Raw genomic sequence first — 17,163 nt, 5'->3', positions numbered from 1 at the left:
AGTTGAAGCTTCTGATGCGTCAACGCACCGGCCGGCCAGTTCCGCTAGAGGTTTGTCGGCGCTTTTAAGCTATAATCCCGCCCTTTAGCTGTCTCTCGCCCGGTGCGAGGGCACATCATTTTTCAAGGCGCATCGCGCCTGAATGCAGACTAAAGAGGCTAGACCCCTGTGGCATTGACGATTCTTGGCCTGTCCGGCGCCCTTAGCCATGATCCTTCAGCAGCCCTGTACATCGACGGCAAGCTGGTCGCGGCGGCTGAGGAAGAGCGCTTCGTACGCGATAAACATGCAAAGAACCGCATGCCCTACGAATCGGCGAAGTTCTGCCTGGAGCAGGCCGGCATCAAGCCGTCCGACGTTGACGTGGTGGCGATTCCGTTCGCCCCGATCAGCATTTTCGGCAAGGCCCGCTGGCAGTACGCCAAGCGTTACTGGTACGCCCCGGACCGTGCACTCGACGCGATCCTGATGGGCAACCGTCGCTACAAGCGCTATCGCAACAAGATCGTCTGGTGCCTGGAGCAACTGGGCTTCGATCCGAAGAAAATCAAGATCGAACCGGTTGAACACCACCTGGCCCACGCTTCCAGCGCCTACCACTGCTCGGGTTTCAAAGAGAAAACCGCGATCCTCGGCATCGACGGCAAGGGCGAGTACGCCACGACCTTCTTCGGTTATGGCGAAAACGGCAAGATCCACAAGATCAAGGAATTCTTCGATCCGGACTCCCTCGGCGGCCTGTACGGCGCGATCACCGAGTTCCTCGGTTTCGACATGCTGGACGGTGAGTTCAAGGTCATGGGCATGGCGCCGTACGGCGACGCCAGCAAATACGATTTCTCGCGTCTGGCCTCGTTCGAGAACGGCGAGCTGGTGATCAACACCGACTACGCCAACGTGATCGGCCTGCGTCGTTACAAAGAGAAGGGCAAGGGTTACTACTTCTCGCCGAAGCTGATCGAGTGGCTGGGTCCGAAGCGCGAAGGTGACATCGCCGATGAGCCGTACATCCACTACGCCGCCAGCATTCAGGCGCTGTTCGAAAAAATCGCGCTGCAGATGATCGACTACTACCTGGGCGACGTGCTCAAGGAAACCGGCAAACTGGCCTACGCCGGTGGCTGTGCGTTGAACGTCAAGCTCAACCAGAAAATCATCGCCCGCGACGACGTCAAGGAGCTGTTCGTACAGCCTGCCTCCGGCGATGCCGGCACCGCCGTCGGCGCAGCGGCCTATGTGTCGAACGCCCGTGGCGTGCCGGTCGAGAAGATGGAACACGTCTACCTCGGCCCGTCGTACAGCAACGAAGACGTGATCGCCGCGTGCGCCCGTCACGAGAACAAGCCGACCTGGCGCAAGCTCGACAACATGCCGGAGCAGATCGCCAAGATCATGGTCGATGGCAACCCGGTAGCCTGGTTCCAGGGCCGCATGGAGTTCGGTCCGCGTGCACTGGGTGGTCGTTCGATCATCGGCTGCCCGAGCGTGGCTGGCGTGGCTGACCGCATCAACCACCAGATCAAGTTCCGCGAGCGCTGGAGGCCTTTCTGCCCGTCGATGCTCGACACCGTTGCGCCACAGATGATCAAGATTGATCACCCGGCGCCGTTCATGACCTTCACTTTCGAAGTGGCGGAAGAGTGGAAGACCCGCGTGCCGGAAGTCGTCCACGAAGACGGTACTTCCCGTGCCCAGGTGCTCAAGCGCGAATACAACCCGCGCTACTACGACATGATGAAGGCGCTGGAAGTGCTGACCGGCAACGGCGTGTCCCTGAACACCTCGCTCAACCGCCGTGGTGAACCGATGATCTGCTCGCCGACCGATGCCCTGAACATGTTCTTCGGCTCCGATCTGCAGTACCTGATCATGGAAGACATCCTGGTGGTCAAAGAAGGCGCAAACGCTTATGACACGCTCGGCTGAACGCCATGTGCTGCAGTTCTGTCACGGCTATGACGGGCCGTTCCTCGACTGCGCGCGGCAGTACGCCAGCCTGTTCGCGGGCACCGGTTATCGGGTCACCACGGTCTTTCTGACCGGGGCGGCCGATAGCGAGGTGGCCGCGGCCTGCGCCTCCGACGAAGTGTTGTTCATGGAATACAGCTCCAAGGCCATTCGTGGCCTGAAGCTGGGCGCCATCGGCGATCTGCGCAAGATCGCCGCTTCACGCAATTTCAGTTTCTGCATTGCCCATCGCTTCAAGCCGATCTACATCGCCTTGCTCGGCACTTCGCTGCCGGTGATTGGCGTGCACCACGCGTTTGGCGATTACAAACGCGGCTCGCGCAAATTGTTTGCGCATATTTTCCGCAAGCGCCTGAGCCTGCTCGGTGTGTCCGACGCGGTGCGCGACGACATGCGTCGTTGCCTGCCGAAATGGCCGGCGGCGCGCATCCAGACCCTCTACAACCGCATCGATGTATCGGCGTTGCAGATGAGTCAGGTGTCCGCCCGTGAAGCCCGCGAGACCCTGGGTCTTTCTGCAGACGCATTCATCGTCGGCAACGTCGGTCGCCTGCACCCGGACAAGGATCAGGCCACGCTGCTGCACGGTTTTGCCGCGGCGCTGCCCGGTCTGCCGGCCAACAGCCAACTGGTGATTCTCGGCAAGGGCCGTCTTGAGGACGAACTCAAGGCGCTGGCTCGCGAACTGGGTGTCGGTGATCGTGTGCTGTTCCTCGGTCAGGTGCCGGACGCGCGCAATTATTTCCGGGCTTTCGATGTGTTTGCCCTGAGCTCCGACCACGAACCGTTCGGCATGGTGCTGCTGGAGGCCATGGCTGCCGGCGTGCCGTTGCTGGCGACCGCGTGCGGCGGGGCGAAGGAAGTGGTCGAAGGCGTGGGCATTCTGTTCCCGCTGGGCGATGCCGAACATCTGGCCCAGGGCCTGAAGCATCTGGCCGGCATGGACGAGCAGCAACGCCGTCAGTGCGCCGAGATGATGTTCGATCGCCTGCGCGAACGCTTCTCCGACCGCGCCGTACGCGACACCTTCTGGCATTTGCCGCAAGTTACCGATCTGGCACCGAGGGGCTGATGCTCAACCGATTTCAAGGCTGGCGCGAACGTGGCTGGTCGCCCGTTGACGCCTCAACTTATGCACAGGCCTGGCAGCGATTTGGCGGCAGCGTCGCGACACATCCCATGGTCGTCGAGCGGCTGGCGGACCTGGCCGGCATTCCGGTGCGTTATCTGGCCTGGGAGCAGCAGGGCGAAGTCAAAGCGGCGATCCCGACCTGGGGCCGCGATCTGGCCTTGTCCAAGGACGTGCTCAAGCGCAACGGCAAGAAAGGCCTGTTCGATCTCGGCAACGCCGAACTGATCCTGCCGGCCGCCGCCGATGCCCAGGCCCCGCTGCGCCATCGCGGGCGTTACCTGTCGGCGCTCAACGAGAACCGCTTCAGCGGCCTCAAGTTGCAGACCGAGCAACTGGCCATGGCCCGCACCCCGGAAGAACTGTCGAAAAAGTTTCGCTACAACCAGCGCCGCGAGCTGCGCCTGCTGGAAGAGGCGGGCGGTGTCGTACGGCCGGTCAGCGAGTTCACGAGTGCCGAACTGGCCGCGATTTACTGCGACCTGTTCCAGCGCCGCTGGGGTTTTCCGGCCACTGGCGCGGCACGCATGGCCGAGGTCATCGAACTGCTGCGTGAGCTGTTGATCGGTTCGGTGATCTTCCTCAACGACGCACCGATCGCGATTCAACTGGTGTACCGCGTCGAAGCGCCGGAATGGATCAGCGTCGAGTACATCAACGGCGGCGTCGATCCCGAAACTCGTGAATTCAGCCCCGGCAGCGTCCTGAGTTTCATCAATACGCAAAGTGCCTGGGAGCACGCTCGGGCACTGAACAAGCCGCTGCGCTTTTCCTTCGGTCGCGCCGACCGTGAATACAAGGATCGCTGGTGCAATCCTGTGCCGGTCTTCACCGTATGAGTCAGCCCATGAGCCGCAAACAGCAACTGCTCAAGCGCCACCGGCGCAATAAACGGATCAGCCTGTTGGTTGCACTGATCGTGTTGATCGCCCTCGGCGTGCTGGTGGCCTGGTGGTTGCCGCTGGTGCTGGCGGTGGTTGGCTGGATCGCTCACGAAGCGTGGTTCGCCGATCACTTGTTCTATTCGCCGAAAGACGATTACCAATACAGTTTTCCGCCGTTCACACCGCAGCCGAAAGTGCATTTGAGCGGTGAGCAATTGCGCCTCGACGAGGGCGTGATGCTGGTGGATGACGCCACGCTGATCCTCGCCGTGAAGATCAAAAGCAGCTTTCTGGGACGCTTCTTCGATCCTCGGGTCGAGTTGGTGGGTGGAACAAGTCCCGATACCCAGACCTTCGAACGTGGCGTCAACGGCCTGCGTTATCTGAACCTCAGCGGTCAGGCGCAAGCGTTGTCTCAAGGTCTGCTGCGCCTGCGGGGGCGCTTTTGCCGGGTGTCCGGCGAGCCGGTGCTGTGGGCGCTGGAACAACCGGACTACCGCCAGCAGCGGGTAATGGTCATCGCTCCCCACGCCGACGATGCCGAACTGGCCGCCTACGGTCTGTACAGTCAGGCCAAAGAAGCCTGGATCGTGACCCTGACCGCCGGCGAGATCGAAGCCGAACACTATCAGCAGATGGGCCTGAACAAGGTCGAGGCATCTCGACTCAAGGGCCGCTTGCGGGCCTGGGACAGCCTCGCCGTGCCGCGCTGGGCCGGCGTTCCACAGGAACACTGCGTGCAGCTCGGTTACTTCTGCCTGCAACTGGCGGCGATGCAGGCTGCGCCGAGTCAACCGGTGGGCTCGCGGGAAGCCGATCTGAGCGACACGCGGATTTTCCGCCAGTTGAATCCGTTTGCCTTGCCCGGCGATGCCGACGGCGCGCCGACCTGGAACAATCTGCTGGCCGATCTGCGTGACGTCCTGTCTCGTGCCCGTCCGGATGTGGTCGTGTTGCCGCATCCGACGCTGGATCCGCATCCCGATCATATCTGTGCCCAGGAAGCCGTGCTGGAAGCCCTGCGCGGTCTTGACTGGCATCCGACCCTGCTCGGCTACGCCAACCACTTGCACGATAACGACCGCTGGCCGATGGGCGACAGCGGGCAGGGCATCGCTCTGCCGCCGACATTCGATGCAACCAATGCGATGCAACCGCTATGCCTGCCGCTGTCGGTCGAATTGCAACGGGACAAGGCCATGGCGCTGGGCATGATGCATGACCTGCAGCCGCCGGCGCCGTTCAAGCGTCGCCTGCGCCGGTTGTTTCAGCGACTGCTGGCCGGTCGGGCGCCATCGGTCTATGGCGAGAACGAATTTTTCCGCAAAGCGGTCAGGCGCCAGGAGCTGTTCTGGGTGCTGAAACAAAGCGAAACAGGCGCGACGGGTTCGCCACGGGGAGAGTCATGAGTCAACGCGCAAAGGTTCTGCAGCTGCAACCCGACTACAACGTCAAATCCCATGACTTCGCCGACCTCGCCGAACAGATCGTCAAGGCCCTGCCGACGGATCATTATGAGGTGACGGCCGCCTTTCTGCGTGGCAAACCCGGGCCGGGTGCAGCCGTCAGCCGGGCCGACCGTTCGGTGTATTTCGAATTTTCCGACAAGTCCCTCAAAGGCATGCGCCTGCGGGCGATGTGGCAGCTGTACAAGTTCTGCCGTCGGGAAAAGTTCGACGTGGTGATCTGCAACCGCTTCAAGCCGGTGAACATGATGCTGACCCTCAACCGATGGTTGAAAGTGCCGTTGTGCATTGGCATTTCCCACGGTTTCGGCGAGTACGACCGCTTCTATCGCCGTCGTCAGACGCAACGCCTGATCGACCGGCACTGGCGCTTCGTCGGCGTGTCGCCGGCGGTCAAGCAGTACCTGCTGGACTGCGATTGCGGTTTCACCGACCAGAATACGTACGCGATCACCAACGCCATCGACATCGAACAGGCCGAAGGCTTGCAGCACAGCCGCGAGTGTGCCCGCGAGCTGCTGGGTATCGACCCGAATGTGCGCCTGATCGGTGCGCTGGGGCGGCTGGTGTCGGTCAAGGGCCACACTTATCTGTTGCAGGCTTTCGCCCAGCTGAAAGACAAGTACCCGAACACCCAACTGGCAATCATCGGTGCCGGACGCCTGCAAGCGACGCTGGCGGCCGAGATCGAACAGCTCGGTCTGAGCGGTCGCGCCCACCTGCTGGGCTTCAAGGAAAACGCCCTGCAATACGTGCGTGCGTTCGATATCTGGACCATGCCGTCGCTGGCCGAAGGCCTCGGCCTGGCTTTGCTGGAAGGCATGAGCGGGCACCTGCCGGTGATCGCTTCGAACGTGCCGGCCATGTTGCCGCTGATCGAAGGGGCCGGAGGCCTGGCGATCACGCCCAAGGATGTGTCGAGCCTGGTCGCGGCGCTGGACACCTACCTCGGGCTGTCGGATGACGAGCTCAAGGCCAAGGGTGAGCAGGCCTATCGCTATTTGCAGGAACAGCACGACATCGAAGTCTTCCGCCAGGAATACCTGAACCTGATCGACTCCGGCCTGGCGCAGGCCCGCAAGGAGCAGCCATGAGTGAGGTCACCGCCTTGAGCGATGCGCAACCCCTCGTCACCGTCATCATCGCGTCCTACAACCACGGCCCGTACATCGAGGAAAGCATCCTCAGCGTCATCAACCAGAGCTACAAGAACATCGAGCTGCTGGTGGTCGACGACGGCTCGAAGGACGACAGTGTCGAGCGCATCAAGGCCTTGCAGGAACAGCACGGCTTCGATTTCCGGGTGCAGCAGAACCAGGGCCTGACCAACACGCTCAACGGCGCCATCGCACGGGCCAAAGGCAGCCTGATCGTACCGTTCGGCTCCGACGACATCATGTACCCGGACCGCATCGCCACCCAGGTCGCGTACATGGACGGCAAGCCGGAAGTGGGTATCTGCGCCGGCAACATCGAATTGATGGACGCCGACGGCAACCTCTACCCGGAAAAGCGTCAGCGCCGGGACGTGCCATTCCGTCGTCTGGACTTCGATGACATGTTCCTGGAGCGCAAGCCGTATCCGCCGGCGCCGACCCTGATGATTCGCCGCGAGGCACTGGACAAGGTGGGCGGGTTCGATCCGACGATTCGTCTCGAGGATCTGTACATCGAGCTGAAAGTGACCCGCGCCGGTTACTTTATCGATGGTCTGAACGTGGTGATGGCGCGCTATCGCAAGCACGCTACCAACTCTTACAAGAATCATCGTTTCATGATCGAGAACATCCTGCGTACCTACGCGCTGTTCAGCGATCACCCGCTGTACGACGAGGTGCGTTACAAGTCGCTCAATTCGATGTTCCTGAAAACCGCCAACCGCGACCGCAAACTGGCGCGGGAGCTGCTGGCGCAGATTCCGTTCAAGGCGTGGAACAAGAAAACCTGGCGCGGTCTGGGCCGGTTACTGTTTTCGCCGCTGGAAAAGGACTGAAACCATGGGCTGGCTCCAGCGCTGGCGTGAGCGCCGCGCCAAACGGGCGATTCGCAAGTTGCCGAAGATCGAACGCGGTGCTGCACGGTTCGCCCAGGCTTATCCTGACTACGCTTTTGGCCGGGGCAGTTATGGTCTGCCGATCGTTCATGACTGGAAGGAAGGCTCGACGCTGAAGGTCGGTGCCTACTGTTCGATTGCCGAAGGCGTGCAGATCTTTCTTGGCGGGCATCACCGGGCGGACTGGGTGACCACGTTTCCGTTTCCGGCGATGCTGCCGCAGGCTGCGCACATTCCCGACTACAGCGGTACTCACGGGGACGTGACGATCGGCAACGATGTCTGGCTGTGCTCCGACTGCACGATCCTCTCGGGCGTGACGATCGGGAGTGGCGCGATCATCGCTGCCGGTGCACTGGTGACGCGGGATGTCGAACCCTACGCGGTCATGGGCGGCAATCCGGCGAAATTCCTGCGCTGGCGCTTTCCCGAGGAGCAGCGCCAGCAGTTGTTGCAGAGTGCCTGGTGGGACTGGCCGGAAACCGAACTGCACGGCCTGGCGCAAACGCTGTGCAGTGACGACATCGAGGGCTTCCTCACTTACGCCCGCCAGCGCCAGCCCTCCTAGCCGCTCAACGGTCCCGAGCGGCTTCCTCGGCCAGTTTTTTCGGGCGCTGCTTCTGGCGTAGCCAGTGCAGGAATGTCTTTCCGGCTTCGATTCCAGGCTTCTCGATGTACAGGAATGTCAGGCTGGCAATGACGATCAGCAGACAGCTGCAGACGACCATCAACAGCAGATAGAGAACCGGGCTCTGTGGATTGAAGGACATCAGGTGTGGCAACTGCTGCACCATGATCCAGAGCACATAGCCGTGCAGCAGATAAGTGCTGTAGCTGATCTCTCCCAGCCAGCGGACACTGCGCAGGCGCAGAGCCCCCCAAAGCGGATTGCCCGACGCCACGATGACGAAGAATGTGCCCAGCAGCAGAAGCGGCAGCAAGCTGAAGGCGCGTTTGAACAGTGTCATCGTCAGAATCAGGGCCAGCAGGGCAACTGCAGTGGCTACGTGGGTCTGGCCCCATGCCACCAACTGTGGGCGTCGTACCCAATAAGCCGCCGCGATGCCGCCCAGAAAACTCGCCAGAAAATGCTTCTTCAGCGAATGCTCCCAACCGACGACCTGGTACAGGGCGTAGATCCCGATCAGGCACAGCACGACTTGCAGCCAGTGCCCGCGGTAGATGAATACCAGTCCCAGCAGGGGCAGTCCCAGATAGAAGAACACCTCATAAGCCAGTGTCCAGGTGACGTTGGAGATCAACATGCCACTCTGGTGGTACTGATTGATATCAGGCCGGTCGAATGTCAGCCAGCCCAATACCTGCCCGGCCACTTCTGCGGGTGAGTCCTTCAGTTCCCAGTCCTGCAGGTTGAATACGGTGACAAACACAATCAGCATCAGTGGCAGGTAAAGGGGATAAAGCCGGAATACCCGTGATACCGCAAATGCCAGCCAGTCGTGCTGGCGCCCCTGTTTGAGCAGACGGCTCCAGAACAGAAACCCGGTGATCATGAAAAACAGCGCAACACTGGCCTGGCCCAACTGCGAGTAGAAGTTGCTCGGCGGAAAGTCGATCACGCCGGTGTGCAGGTAGAACCAGGTAATGATGGCGTGATGTATGAATACGCCAAAGGCCAGATAACCGCGCAGACCGTCGATGGTGCTGTAGCGGCTTTCGCCATTGTGCTGCAGGTGCAGGGCGGCTTTGGGAATCAGGCGCAGGAACATTATCGAAGTCGCGATAGCGAGCAAATACGCTACCGCGGCGAAGAGAGGATTGGTGTCCATCATATTCAATGGGCCCGGGCAGGGCGGCCTCCCTGTTGCACTTGCCTGTGCAGATTATCGACCGCCGCTCGGGAGGCCGTCGTCGAATAACCCTGGAGCAGGGCATCGAAGTGGTCCTCGAACAGCCAGCGCTTGTCTTCCGTGTAGCGCTGCATGTGGCGCAGGTTGCGTTGACGCAATGAAAGGCTCAGTGGGGACGGGTAAATGCGCAGGTCAGCCAGGTCGATCAATCCGAACTCACCGTCCTCCAGCACCAGAACGTTGCCCAGGTGCAGCGAGCGGAAATACACGCCCTGTTCATGCAGGCGGGCCATGAATTTGCCGAAACGCTCGACCAGGGCCTGCCGCACGGCCGGTGCGGTGATGCCCTGAAGTACCTGGCGCAAGGTGTGGCCCGGCAGCGGCGCGTAATGCACTGCACTGCTGCCATCGTCGAGGCGGTACAGGTTCAGTACCTGTGGGGTCGGGATGCCCATCCGGCGCAATTGTTCGCTATTGATGGCGAAGCGTTCGGAGTAAGGGTTGAAGTTGCCCGAGGTGTACCAGCGACGGCGGCGGAACAGCTTGAGGAAGCTGCCATCGGTCAGGCGCAGCACTTTGGGGCCGAGGCCGTCTTCTTCGATCACCTGAGCATCGGCCGCCAATGGCTGCAGGCCGGTGGCTGACAGTTTCTGTACCGGAACGGTCAGCAGGCGGCGGGCTCGCTGGTTGATACTCAGTGCCGCGATCAGCGCCAGAGGAATCCACAGCAGGAACCAGTGTTCCTTGGGGCGCGAAATGATGCCACCGCCTTCGGTCAATCCGGCACCGATGCCGAATACCAGCCAGGTGGAAGCAATGATCAGCAACGGCTGAACCCGCTGACGCCAGCTGCTCAGCAAGCCCCATGCCTGGAAAAACAGCCATGGCAACAAGCCGAGGATTCCGACGTAGTAAAGGACGCCAAGGAAGAAACTGTGGGGTTCCTGAAAGTTGTAGCCAACGCCCGGATCAATCGCCAGATCGGCGTTATAGCCATGACCGATCCACGGGTGCTCGGAAATCTTTTGCAGGGCGATCTGCCAGATTTCAAAACGGTAAGAGTCGCCACGCTCGGTGATCATCTTCGAAAACAGGCAGACCACGCTGATGCCCATGGTGGTCAGGGCCCCCAGCATCACCAGCGAACGACGGTTCCAGCAGATGAAGCTCAGCCACAGCGCAGCCATGGTCAGTGCGACCAGTGGCGTTCTTGAGCCGGTGGCGATCACGGCGGCAAACATGACCAGCATCGCCGGCAGGCTGAGCCAGAGCAGGCGGCCATGCCTGCACGACATGCTGATGCTCATCCAATAGGCACAGAAGAAGCCGAACAGGTGGGAGCTGAGCAAGGGATTGTCGAAAGCGCCACCGCCAACGAGACGCGCGCCGGGCTCGTAATGAAGGGTGAACGGGACCAGAAAACAGGTGGTGGCGACCAGTGCGACCATGGCCGCGACAAATAACATCGGTGCAAGAATGTCACTGCGATATCGCACCAGCAGGTAACAGCCGACGAACAGCAGCAAGGTATGCAGCGGCGGCTTGAACATGCCACCGAACGACTCGCCGTCGACTGGCCCCCAGCTCAGGCTGAGCATCGCCCAGGCGACGAACACCAGCAAAGCTACAATCATCGGTTCGCGCAGCAGTTCCTTGAACCCCTGCGGTCGCAGGCACAGCGCAATCAGCGCCGGAATGCTGAACAGGCCATAAAACAGCTTGTGGTGCAGGCTTCGGCCAGGCAGGAAGAACAGCGCGCACAGGAGCAGGAAGTAGCCGACGGGAAGTATCCACAGGCTGATGAAATCGAAGACTCGACTGGACGTACTGCTGAAGCCGCGAAGTTGCATGCTGTGAGATTCAATCCTGAAGTTGATCGGCCATTTCGTTGATGGCTATTTGATGCTGAAAAAGACGCATAACAATAACAGCCTTTGGCCGATTGCCAGAACCCTTAAGAAGCTGTGCTAAAGTCAGCGTCCTTTTTATCGACTTTCGCGTGATATGACCGACTCCAGTCCCGCCGCAAGCCCTTCGAGCTTGAAAATCTACTTCCGCCTGCTCGGCTATGTCCGGCCGTATATCAGTCTGTTCCTGATCAGCATCGTCGGTTTTCTGATTTTCGCATCGACCCAGCCGATGCTCGGTTACATTCTCAAGTATTTCGTCGACGGTCTGTCCAATCCCGAGGCGGTGCTGTTTCCCACCGTGCCTTACCTGCGCGACCTGCAGCTTTTGCAGGCCGTACCGCTGCTGATCATCCTGATCGCTGCATGGCAGGGCCTGGGATCCTATCTGGGCAACTACTTCCTGGCCAAGGTTTCCCTGGGCCTGGTCCACGATCTGCGGGTGCAATTGTTCAACAACCTGCTGGTGCTGCCGAACCGGTATTTCGACAAGCATAACTCCGGTCACCTGATTTCACGCATCACCTTCAACGTCACCATGGTCACGGGGGCGGCAACAGATGCGATCAAGGTCGTAATCCGTGAAGGCATGACGGTCATCTTCCTGTTCGCCTCCCTGCTGTTCATGAACTGGAAACTGACACTGGTGATGGTTGCGATCCTGCCGTTGATCGCCGTGATGGTGCGCACCGCCAGCAAGAAATTCCGCAAGCAGAGCAAGAAAATCCAGCTGGCCATGGGCGACGTGACCCATGTGGCGTCGGAAACCATCCAGGGTTATCGCGTCGTACGCAGCTTCGGCGGCGAAGCCTATGAAGAGAAACGCTTCCTCAATGCCAGCCAGAGCAATACCGACAAACAACTGCGCATGACCCGTACCGGCGCCATCTACACACCGATGCTGCAACTGGTGATCTACACCGCCATGGCCGTGCTGATGTTCCTGGTGCTGTTCCTGCGCGGTGACGCTTCGGCGGGGGACATGGTGGCTTACATCACCCTGGCTGGCCTGCTGCCCAAGCCGATTCGCCAGTTGTCCGAAGTCAGCTCGACCATTCAGAAAGGCGTGGCCGGTGCCGAAAGCATTTTCGAGCAACTGGACGTCGAGCCGGAAGTCGATACCGGCACGGTCGAGCGCGATGCGGTCAGCGGTCGTCTCGATGTGCGCAATCTGAGCTTCACCTATCCGGGAACCGAGCGTCAGGTACTCGACAACATCAGCTTCTCGGCCGAACCCGGGCAGATGGTGGCGCTGGTCGGCCGCTCCGGCAGCGGCAAGTCGACCCTGGCCAACCTGATCCCGCGCTTCTACCACCACGACAAGGGCGAGATCCTGATCGACGGTGTGGAAGTCGAGCAATACAAGCTGCTCAACCTGCGCCGCCACATCGCCCAGGTCACCCAGCACGTCACGCTGTTCAGCGACACCGTGGCCAACAACATTGCCTACGGCGATCTGGCCGGGGCGCCGCGTGAGGACATCGAGAAAGCCGCACGTGACGCTTATGCGATGGACTTCATCGCGCAGTTGCCCGAAGGCCTGGATACCCAGGTCGGCGAGAACGGCGTGCTGCTTTCCGGTGGCCAGCGCCAGCGCCTGGCGATCGCCCGTGCCTTGCTCAAGAACGCGCCGCTGCTGATTCTCGACGAGGCCACTTCGGCCCTCGATACCGAATCCGAGCGGCACATTCAGGCAGCACTGGATCAGGTGATGAAGGGGCGCACCACGCTGGTGATTGCCCACCGTCTGTCGACCATCGAGAAGGCTGACCTGATTCTGGTGATGGATCAGGGCCGGATCGTCGAGCGTGGCACTCACAGCGAACTGCTGGCGCAAAATGGCTACTACGCGCGTCTGAACGCCATGGGCCTCGACGCCCCGGCCGAAGACATCGCCTGATCCCGCCTTGTGAACGCCGGGCGTGCAATGCGCCCGGCGATTTGTATCGAAATACTTACTCTTCTTGACCAAACCTGCATAAAACCCGACACCGCGCTTGTTAAGGTTCCCGACGAACTCTGACTTCCATCGAAGGGGCCATCCCCGTCGCGCGGGTACTTTCATGTTGCAACGCTATCTGTGGAAACTGCTGCCCAAGCCGCAGCGGGCTTTTCTGCTGGGGCGCCTGTCGGTGGTCGATCGACAGGCAGTGAACAAGTCCATGTCGGCCTGCCTGCGCTTTCCCGAAGCCTTCGAACAACACTCCTGCCTGTTCATTCACGTCCCCAAATGCGCCGGCAGCAGTGTGTGCGAGTCGATGTTCGACGGCTGGCGTCCCGGTCACTTGCCGTTGTACTGGTATGAAGAGCAGTTTCCCGCGCAGTTCGCCGCCTCCTTCAAATTCACTTTCGTGCGTGATCCGCTGGAGCGTGCCTATTCCGCCTATGCCTTCCTGCATGGCAACGAACTGGGCGGGCGTGATCAGGCCGCGCAGCAACTGGTCAGGCACTACCGCGACTTTGATGACTTCGTTGCGCGCTGGCTACATGCCGACACCATCGGGCGACAATTGCACTTCGCCGCGCAAACCGACTTTCTCACCGATTCACTGGGGCGCCTCGCCCTGGACTTTGTCGGGTATCAGGAACATCTGGAGCGGGATTTTCGCCTCGTGTGCGAGCGCCTGGGTCTGACCAGCCAGTTGCAACGCATCAACACTTCCCGGCAGAGACGTCCACAGCCGGCCCGTGACTTCTGTACGCAACGCACCCGACGCCTGGTACGGCGAGTCTATGCACGTGATTACGAGATGCTCGGTTATGAGTGAGGCTCTGTCAGTATCGCCGCCACCGGCGATCCGTCCCTATGCGCTGTCTCTTCCCGCCGAGGCGCGTGCCGCGCAAAAGGTGCAGCGCCCCCGTTGCCTGTGGCTGACAGGTCTGTCCGGCGCCGGAAAGTCGACCCTGGCCAATGCGCTGGAACTGCATCTGCATCAGTTCGGGCTGCACACCTTCCTGCTCGATGGCGACAATCTGCGCAGCGGTCTGTGTCGTGATCTGGGCATGAGTGACGCCTGCCGGCGCGAGAACATTCGGCGCACCGCCGAAGTGGCGCGATTGATGGTGGACGCCGGGTTGATCGTGATCGTGGCTGCCATTTCACCGTTTCGTGCCGAGCGGGATACGGCACGCCGGCTGTTTGCCGAAGGTGATTTCATTGAAGTGCATGTCAGCACCTCGCTGGAAGTCTGCGCCCGACGGGACCCGAAGGGTTTGTACCGGGCGGCGCGGGAAGGGCGGATCAAGGACTTCACCGGGATCGACAGCCCGTACGAGGCGCCGCTGGCGGCCGAGTGCCGGATCGATACGGACGAGGTCGAGCTGGCCGATGCCTGCCATCGACTGGCGGCGTTCCTGTGCAAAAAATGAGCAAAAAAGCCTGTCGTTTCATCCTGTTGCAGCCGCCGCACAAGCCTTCGCCAACCCTGTGTTAATATCGCGCCCCTGTTCATTTTGTATGTGGGTTGCTCCATGAAGTTGTCCATGCCGCGATTCGATCAAGCCCCTGTCTTGGTGGTCGGCGATGTCATGCTCGACCGTTACTGGCATGGTGGTACCTCACGGATTTCCCCTGAGGCGCCGGTTCCGGTTGTAAAGGTCGAGCAAATCGAAGACCGCCCGGGCGGTGCCGCCAACGTTGCCTTGAACATTGCCGCGCTGGGTGCGCCGGCGTCGCTGGTCGGTGTGACCGGTGACGACGAGGCCGCCGACAGCCTGAGCAACAGCCTCAAGGGTGCGGGCGTGCGCGCCTTGTTCCAGCGCATCGCGCACCAGCCGACCATCGTCAAGCTGCGGGTCATGAGCCGGCACCAGCAACTGCTGCGTATCGACTTCGAAGAACCGTTCGCCACTGACGCCCTCGCCCTTGCTTCCCAGGTCGACGACCTGCTGGAAGGCATCAAGGTGCTGGTGCTATCCGACTACGGCAAAGGCGCCCTGAAAAACCATCAGGCGCTGATCCAGGCCGCCCGGGCCAAAGGCATTCCGGTGCTGGCAGACCCGAAGGGCAAGGATTTCTCCATCTACCGTGGCGCGAGCCTGATCACCCCGAACCTCAGCGAGTTCGAAGCCATCGTCGGCGGTTGCGTCGATGAGCACGAACTGGTGAGCAAGGGCGCGAAACTGATGCACGACCTCGAGCTCGGCGCACTGCTGGTGACCCGTGGCGAGCACGGCATGACCCTGCTGCGCCCGGATCATCCGGCGCTGCACCTGCCGGCCCGGGCCCGTGAAGTGTTCGACGTGACCGGTGCCGGCGACACGGTGATTTCCACCCTGGCGGCCGCGATTGCCGCAGGTGAAGAACTGCCGCATGCGGTGGCGCTGGCCAACCTGGCAGCGGGCATTGTGGTCGGCAAGCTGGGTACGGCGGCGATCAGCGCGCCGGAACTGCGTCGCGCCATTCAGCGCGAGGAAGGTTCGGAACGTGGTGTGTTGGGTCTGGAGCAGCTGATACTGGCGGTTGCCGATGCCCGGGCGCACAATGAGCGGATCGTGTTCACCAACGGCTGCTTCGACATCCTCCACGCCGGGCACGTGACCTACCTCGAGCAGGCGCGAGCGCAAGGCGATCGCCTGATCGTGGCGATCAACGACGACGCCTCGGTCAGCCGCCTGAAAGGGCCGGGTCGACCGATCAACAGCGTCGACCGGCGCATGGCGGTTCTCGCCGGCCTGGGCGCGGTGGACTGGGTCATCAGCTTCCCTGAAGGCACCCCGGAAAACCTGCTGCGCGAGGTCAAGCCGGACGTGCTGGTGAAGGGCGGCGACTATGGCATCGACCAGGTTGTCGGCGCCGATATCGTCAAGGCCTACGGCGGCACCGTGAAGGTGTTGGGGCTGGTGGAAAACAGCTCGACCACGGCGATTGTGGAAAAAATCCGCAAGTCCGAGTGATGCAAACATGAAGACCGCGCCTGCGATGACTCTCTGGAGTCACTCGCAGGCGCGGTCTTTTGCCGTTCAGGAACTCACTTTCTTGCGCGGCACGATCTTCTTCAGCAGTTGCTTCGCCTTGCCGCGCAGTCGCGCCAGCCCCGTGTCCTTGGGTGGCGGCGTCAGGCCCTGTTGGCGCAGCCAGTCCTTCCAGCGAATCCGTTCATCGCGCACCAGCCAGCCGTCCTGTCGGGCGAAGCTTTCGGCCAGATACAGGCCTCGGGTGCCTGCCGGGGATAACTGACCTTTCTTCAGCGTATACAGCTCGGGCAGTGGCTCGCCGTCCTGCAGCGGCATCAAGTACAGATCGGGTCGTTTGCGGTCGAGCCGGGCGACCAGTTGATCGCCTTCCAGCCGCTCATCGACATGGAACAGGCTCAGGTTCTTGGCTTCCTTCGGCACGTCCAGTCGCAGGTCATAGATCAATTGCAGTGAGGCGGTCGGCAAGTGCACGTAGGCTCTCGGCCGTTCGAGCAATTGCAGATTGGCGCAGCGCACTGGCCGGGCCGAACCGGACAGCGGCGTCAGGCGAAAGGGCAGGGCCTCGCGATAATGCAGCGCCGACGCGTACGGCGCCGGCAGCCAGGTGTCGTTGAAACGCCCGCCGAGCCAGCCTTCCGGGGTTTCCAGCAGGCATTCTTCGGCGATCTCCTGAATCGCCGTGTGCAACGGGATATTCAACTCGTGCGCCGGCACGTAGCCGGAAATCAGCTTGAGCACGACATCGCCGCGATCCTGCCGCCGCTGGCGCACCAGCACCCAGTAATCGCGATTCTGCCAGTGCAGGGTCAGACGCACCGAGACGCCGAGGTTGGCCAGCTCCAGCGCAAAGCGCTCGGCATCCGCCACGCTGACCGGTTTGCGCCGTTGCAGGGTCTGGGTGAAATTCAGCGGCATGCCGACGCTCTGATACGTCAGGCCTTCGGGTGTCGCTTCGACGAACAGTGGCAGCGTCTTGAAGTTGCTCGGGTTCTTTCTGATGAGCGTACGCGGCATGTCGGCTCCTGCTT

14 protein-coding genes are annotated in these 17,163 nt (G+C 61.3%); 11 read left to right on the top strand and 3 right to left on the bottom strand.

Features of this window, described 5'->3' with window-relative positions:
- Positions 1-168 precede the first annotated feature (168 nt).
- The 7 genes from M5B44_RS06095 to M5B44_RS06065 are packed head-to-tail and all read left to right on the top strand — an operon-like array spanning position 169 to position 8,068.
- Positions 169-1,926, top strand: coding sequence for a carbamoyltransferase (locus tag M5B44_RS06095; protein WP_007952261.1), 1,758 nt, complete (start codon positions 169-171; stop codon positions 1,924-1,926).
- Positions 1,910-3,040: a glycosyltransferase gene (locus M5B44_RS06090; protein WP_248738555.1), complete on the top strand. Its 1,131-nt coding sequence runs from the start codon at positions 1,910-1,912 to the stop codon at positions 3,038-3,040. The genes M5B44_RS06095 and M5B44_RS06090 overlap by 17 nt, the downstream gene beginning before the upstream one ends.
- Positions 3,040-3,936, top strand: a complete 897-nt coding sequence (locus M5B44_RS06085; RefSeq protein WP_248738554.1) for an antimicrobial resistance protein Mig-14 — start codon at positions 3,040-3,042, stop codon at positions 3,934-3,936. Before M5B44_RS06090 ends, M5B44_RS06085 begins: the two co-directional genes overlap by 1 nt.
- Before the next feature lie 8 nt (positions 3,937-3,944).
- Entirely contained in the window at positions 3,945-5,390 is a 1,446-nt protein-coding gene (locus M5B44_RS06080; protein ID WP_248738553.1) for a PIG-L family deacetylase, read from the top strand.
- Complete coding sequence (locus M5B44_RS06075; protein WP_248738552.1) at positions 5,387-6,541, top strand: glycosyltransferase family 4 protein; 1,155 nt, start codon at positions 5,387-5,389, stop codon at positions 6,539-6,541. The genes M5B44_RS06080 and M5B44_RS06075 overlap by 4 nt, the downstream gene beginning before the upstream one ends.
- Before the next feature lie 14 nt (positions 6,542-6,555).
- On the top strand, positions 6,556-7,440 hold the full coding sequence (locus M5B44_RS06070; protein WP_305833384.1) for a glycosyltransferase: 885 nt from the start codon (positions 6,556-6,558) through the stop codon (positions 7,438-7,440).
- 4 nt (positions 7,441-7,444) lie between these two features.
- On the top strand, positions 7,445-8,068 hold the full coding sequence (locus M5B44_RS06065) for a CatB-related O-acetyltransferase (protein WP_248738550.1): 624 nt from the start codon (positions 7,445-7,447) through the stop codon (positions 8,066-8,068).
- Between the two features lie 4 nt (positions 8,069-8,072).
- Here M5B44_RS06065 and M5B44_RS06060 read toward each other — a convergent pair whose 3' ends face one another.
- Together M5B44_RS06060 and M5B44_RS06055 are read right to left on the bottom strand one after the other, a co-directional pair.
- Positions 8,073-9,293 carry an acyltransferase family protein gene (locus M5B44_RS06060; protein WP_248738549.1) on the bottom strand — a complete coding sequence of 407 codons (1,221 nt, stop codon included), beginning with the start codon at positions 9,291-9,293 and terminating at the stop codon, positions 8,073-8,075.
- Positions 9,294-9,295: 2 nt separating this feature from the next.
- Positions 9,296-11,161, bottom strand: a complete 1,866-nt coding sequence (locus M5B44_RS06055; RefSeq protein ID WP_248738548.1) for a bifunctional O-antigen ligase/aminoglycoside phosphotransferase family protein — start codon at positions 11,159-11,161, stop codon at positions 9,296-9,298.
- 154 nt (positions 11,162-11,315) lie between these two features.
- On the opposite strand from M5B44_RS06055, the gene msbA reads away from it, so the two are divergent.
- The 4 genes from msbA to hldE all read left to right on the top strand — a co-directional run bounded on the left by msbA (position 11,316) and on the right by hldE (position 16,114).
- Positions 11,316-13,118: a lipid A export permease/ATP-binding protein MsbA gene (msbA, locus tag M5B44_RS06050; RefSeq protein WP_248738547.1), complete on the top strand. Its 1,803-nt coding sequence runs from the start codon at positions 11,316-11,318 to the stop codon at positions 13,116-13,118.
- Positions 13,119-13,281: 163 nt separating this feature from the next.
- Positions 13,282-13,986, top strand: a complete 705-nt coding sequence (locus M5B44_RS06045) for a sulfotransferase family 2 domain-containing protein (protein ID WP_248738546.1) — start codon at positions 13,282-13,284, stop codon at positions 13,984-13,986.
- On the top strand, positions 13,979-14,587 hold the full coding sequence (cysC, locus tag M5B44_RS06040; RefSeq protein ID WP_248738545.1) for an adenylyl-sulfate kinase: 609 nt from the start codon (positions 13,979-13,981) through the stop codon (positions 14,585-14,587). The genes M5B44_RS06045 and cysC overlap by 8 nt, the downstream gene beginning before the upstream one ends.
- 102 nt (positions 14,588-14,689) lie before the next feature.
- Entirely contained in the window at positions 14,690-16,114 is a 1,425-nt protein-coding gene (hldE, locus tag M5B44_RS06035) for a bifunctional D-glycero-beta-D-manno-heptose-7-phosphate kinase/D-glycero-beta-D-manno-heptose 1-phosphate adenylyltransferase HldE (RefSeq protein ID WP_248738544.1), read from the top strand.
- Between the two features lie 66 nt (positions 16,115-16,180).
- Here the strand turns inward: hldE and M5B44_RS06030 are convergent, their stop codons facing one another.
- Positions 16,181-17,149 carry a metal ABC transporter ATPase gene (locus M5B44_RS06030; protein WP_248738543.1) on the bottom strand — a complete coding sequence of 323 codons (969 nt, stop codon included), beginning with the start codon at positions 17,147-17,149 and terminating at the stop codon, positions 16,181-16,183.
- Between the last annotated feature and the right edge of the window lie 14 nt (positions 17,150-17,163).

The organism is Pseudomonas sp. MWU12-2029, from assembly GCF_023242425.1.
Classification (GTDB): Bacteria; Pseudomonadota; Gammaproteobacteria; order Pseudomonadales; family Pseudomonadaceae; genus Aquipseudomonas; species Aquipseudomonas kribbensis.
The sequence above is the reverse complement of the archived record's forward strand: the minus strand, read 5'-3'. Positions and strand labels throughout refer to the sequence as shown.

Excerpts from the sequence above, each read along its gene's own strand:
- M5B44_RS06075 (WP_248738552.1), top strand. The coding sequence starts at position 5,387 with ATGAGTCAACGCGCAAAGGTTCTGCAGCTGCAACCCGACTACAACGTC.
- msbA (WP_248738547.1), top strand. The coding sequence starts at position 11,316 with ATGACCGACTCCAGTCCCGCCGCAAGCCCTTCGAGCTTGAAAATCTAC.
- M5B44_RS06045 (WP_248738546.1), top strand. The coding sequence starts at position 13,282 with ATGTTGCAACGCTATCTGTGGAAACTGCTGCCCAAGCCGCAGCGGGCT.
- M5B44_RS06065 (WP_248738550.1), top strand. The coding sequence starts at position 7,445 with ATGGGCTGGCTCCAGCGCTGGCGTGAGCGCCGCGCCAAACGGGCGATT.
- M5B44_RS06085 (WP_248738554.1), top strand. The coding sequence starts at position 3,040 with ATGCTCAACCGATTTCAAGGCTGGCGCGAACGTGGCTGGTCGCCCGTT.
- M5B44_RS06080 (WP_248738553.1), top strand. The coding sequence starts at position 3,945 with ATGAGCCGCAAACAGCAACTGCTCAAGCGCCACCGGCGCAATAAACGG.
- M5B44_RS06060 (WP_248738549.1), bottom strand. The coding sequence starts at position 9,293 with ATGATGGACACCAATCCTCTCTTCGCCGCGGTAGCGTATTTGCTCGCT.
- M5B44_RS06055 (WP_248738548.1), bottom strand. The coding sequence starts at position 11,161 with ATGCAACTTCGCGGCTTCAGCAGTACGTCCAGTCGAGTCTTCGATTTC.
- hldE (WP_248738544.1), top strand. The coding sequence starts at position 14,690 with ATGAAGTTGTCCATGCCGCGATTCGATCAAGCCCCTGTCTTGGTGGTC.
- cysC (WP_248738545.1), top strand. The coding sequence starts at position 13,979 with ATGAGTGAGGCTCTGTCAGTATCGCCGCCACCGGCGATCCGTCCCTAT.
- M5B44_RS06030 (WP_248738543.1), bottom strand. The coding sequence starts at position 17,149 with ATGCCGCGTACGCTCATCAGAAAGAACCCGAGCAACTTCAAGACGCTG.
- M5B44_RS06090 (WP_248738555.1), top strand. The coding sequence starts at position 1,910 with ATGACACGCTCGGCTGAACGCCATGTGCTGCAGTTCTGTCACGGCTAT.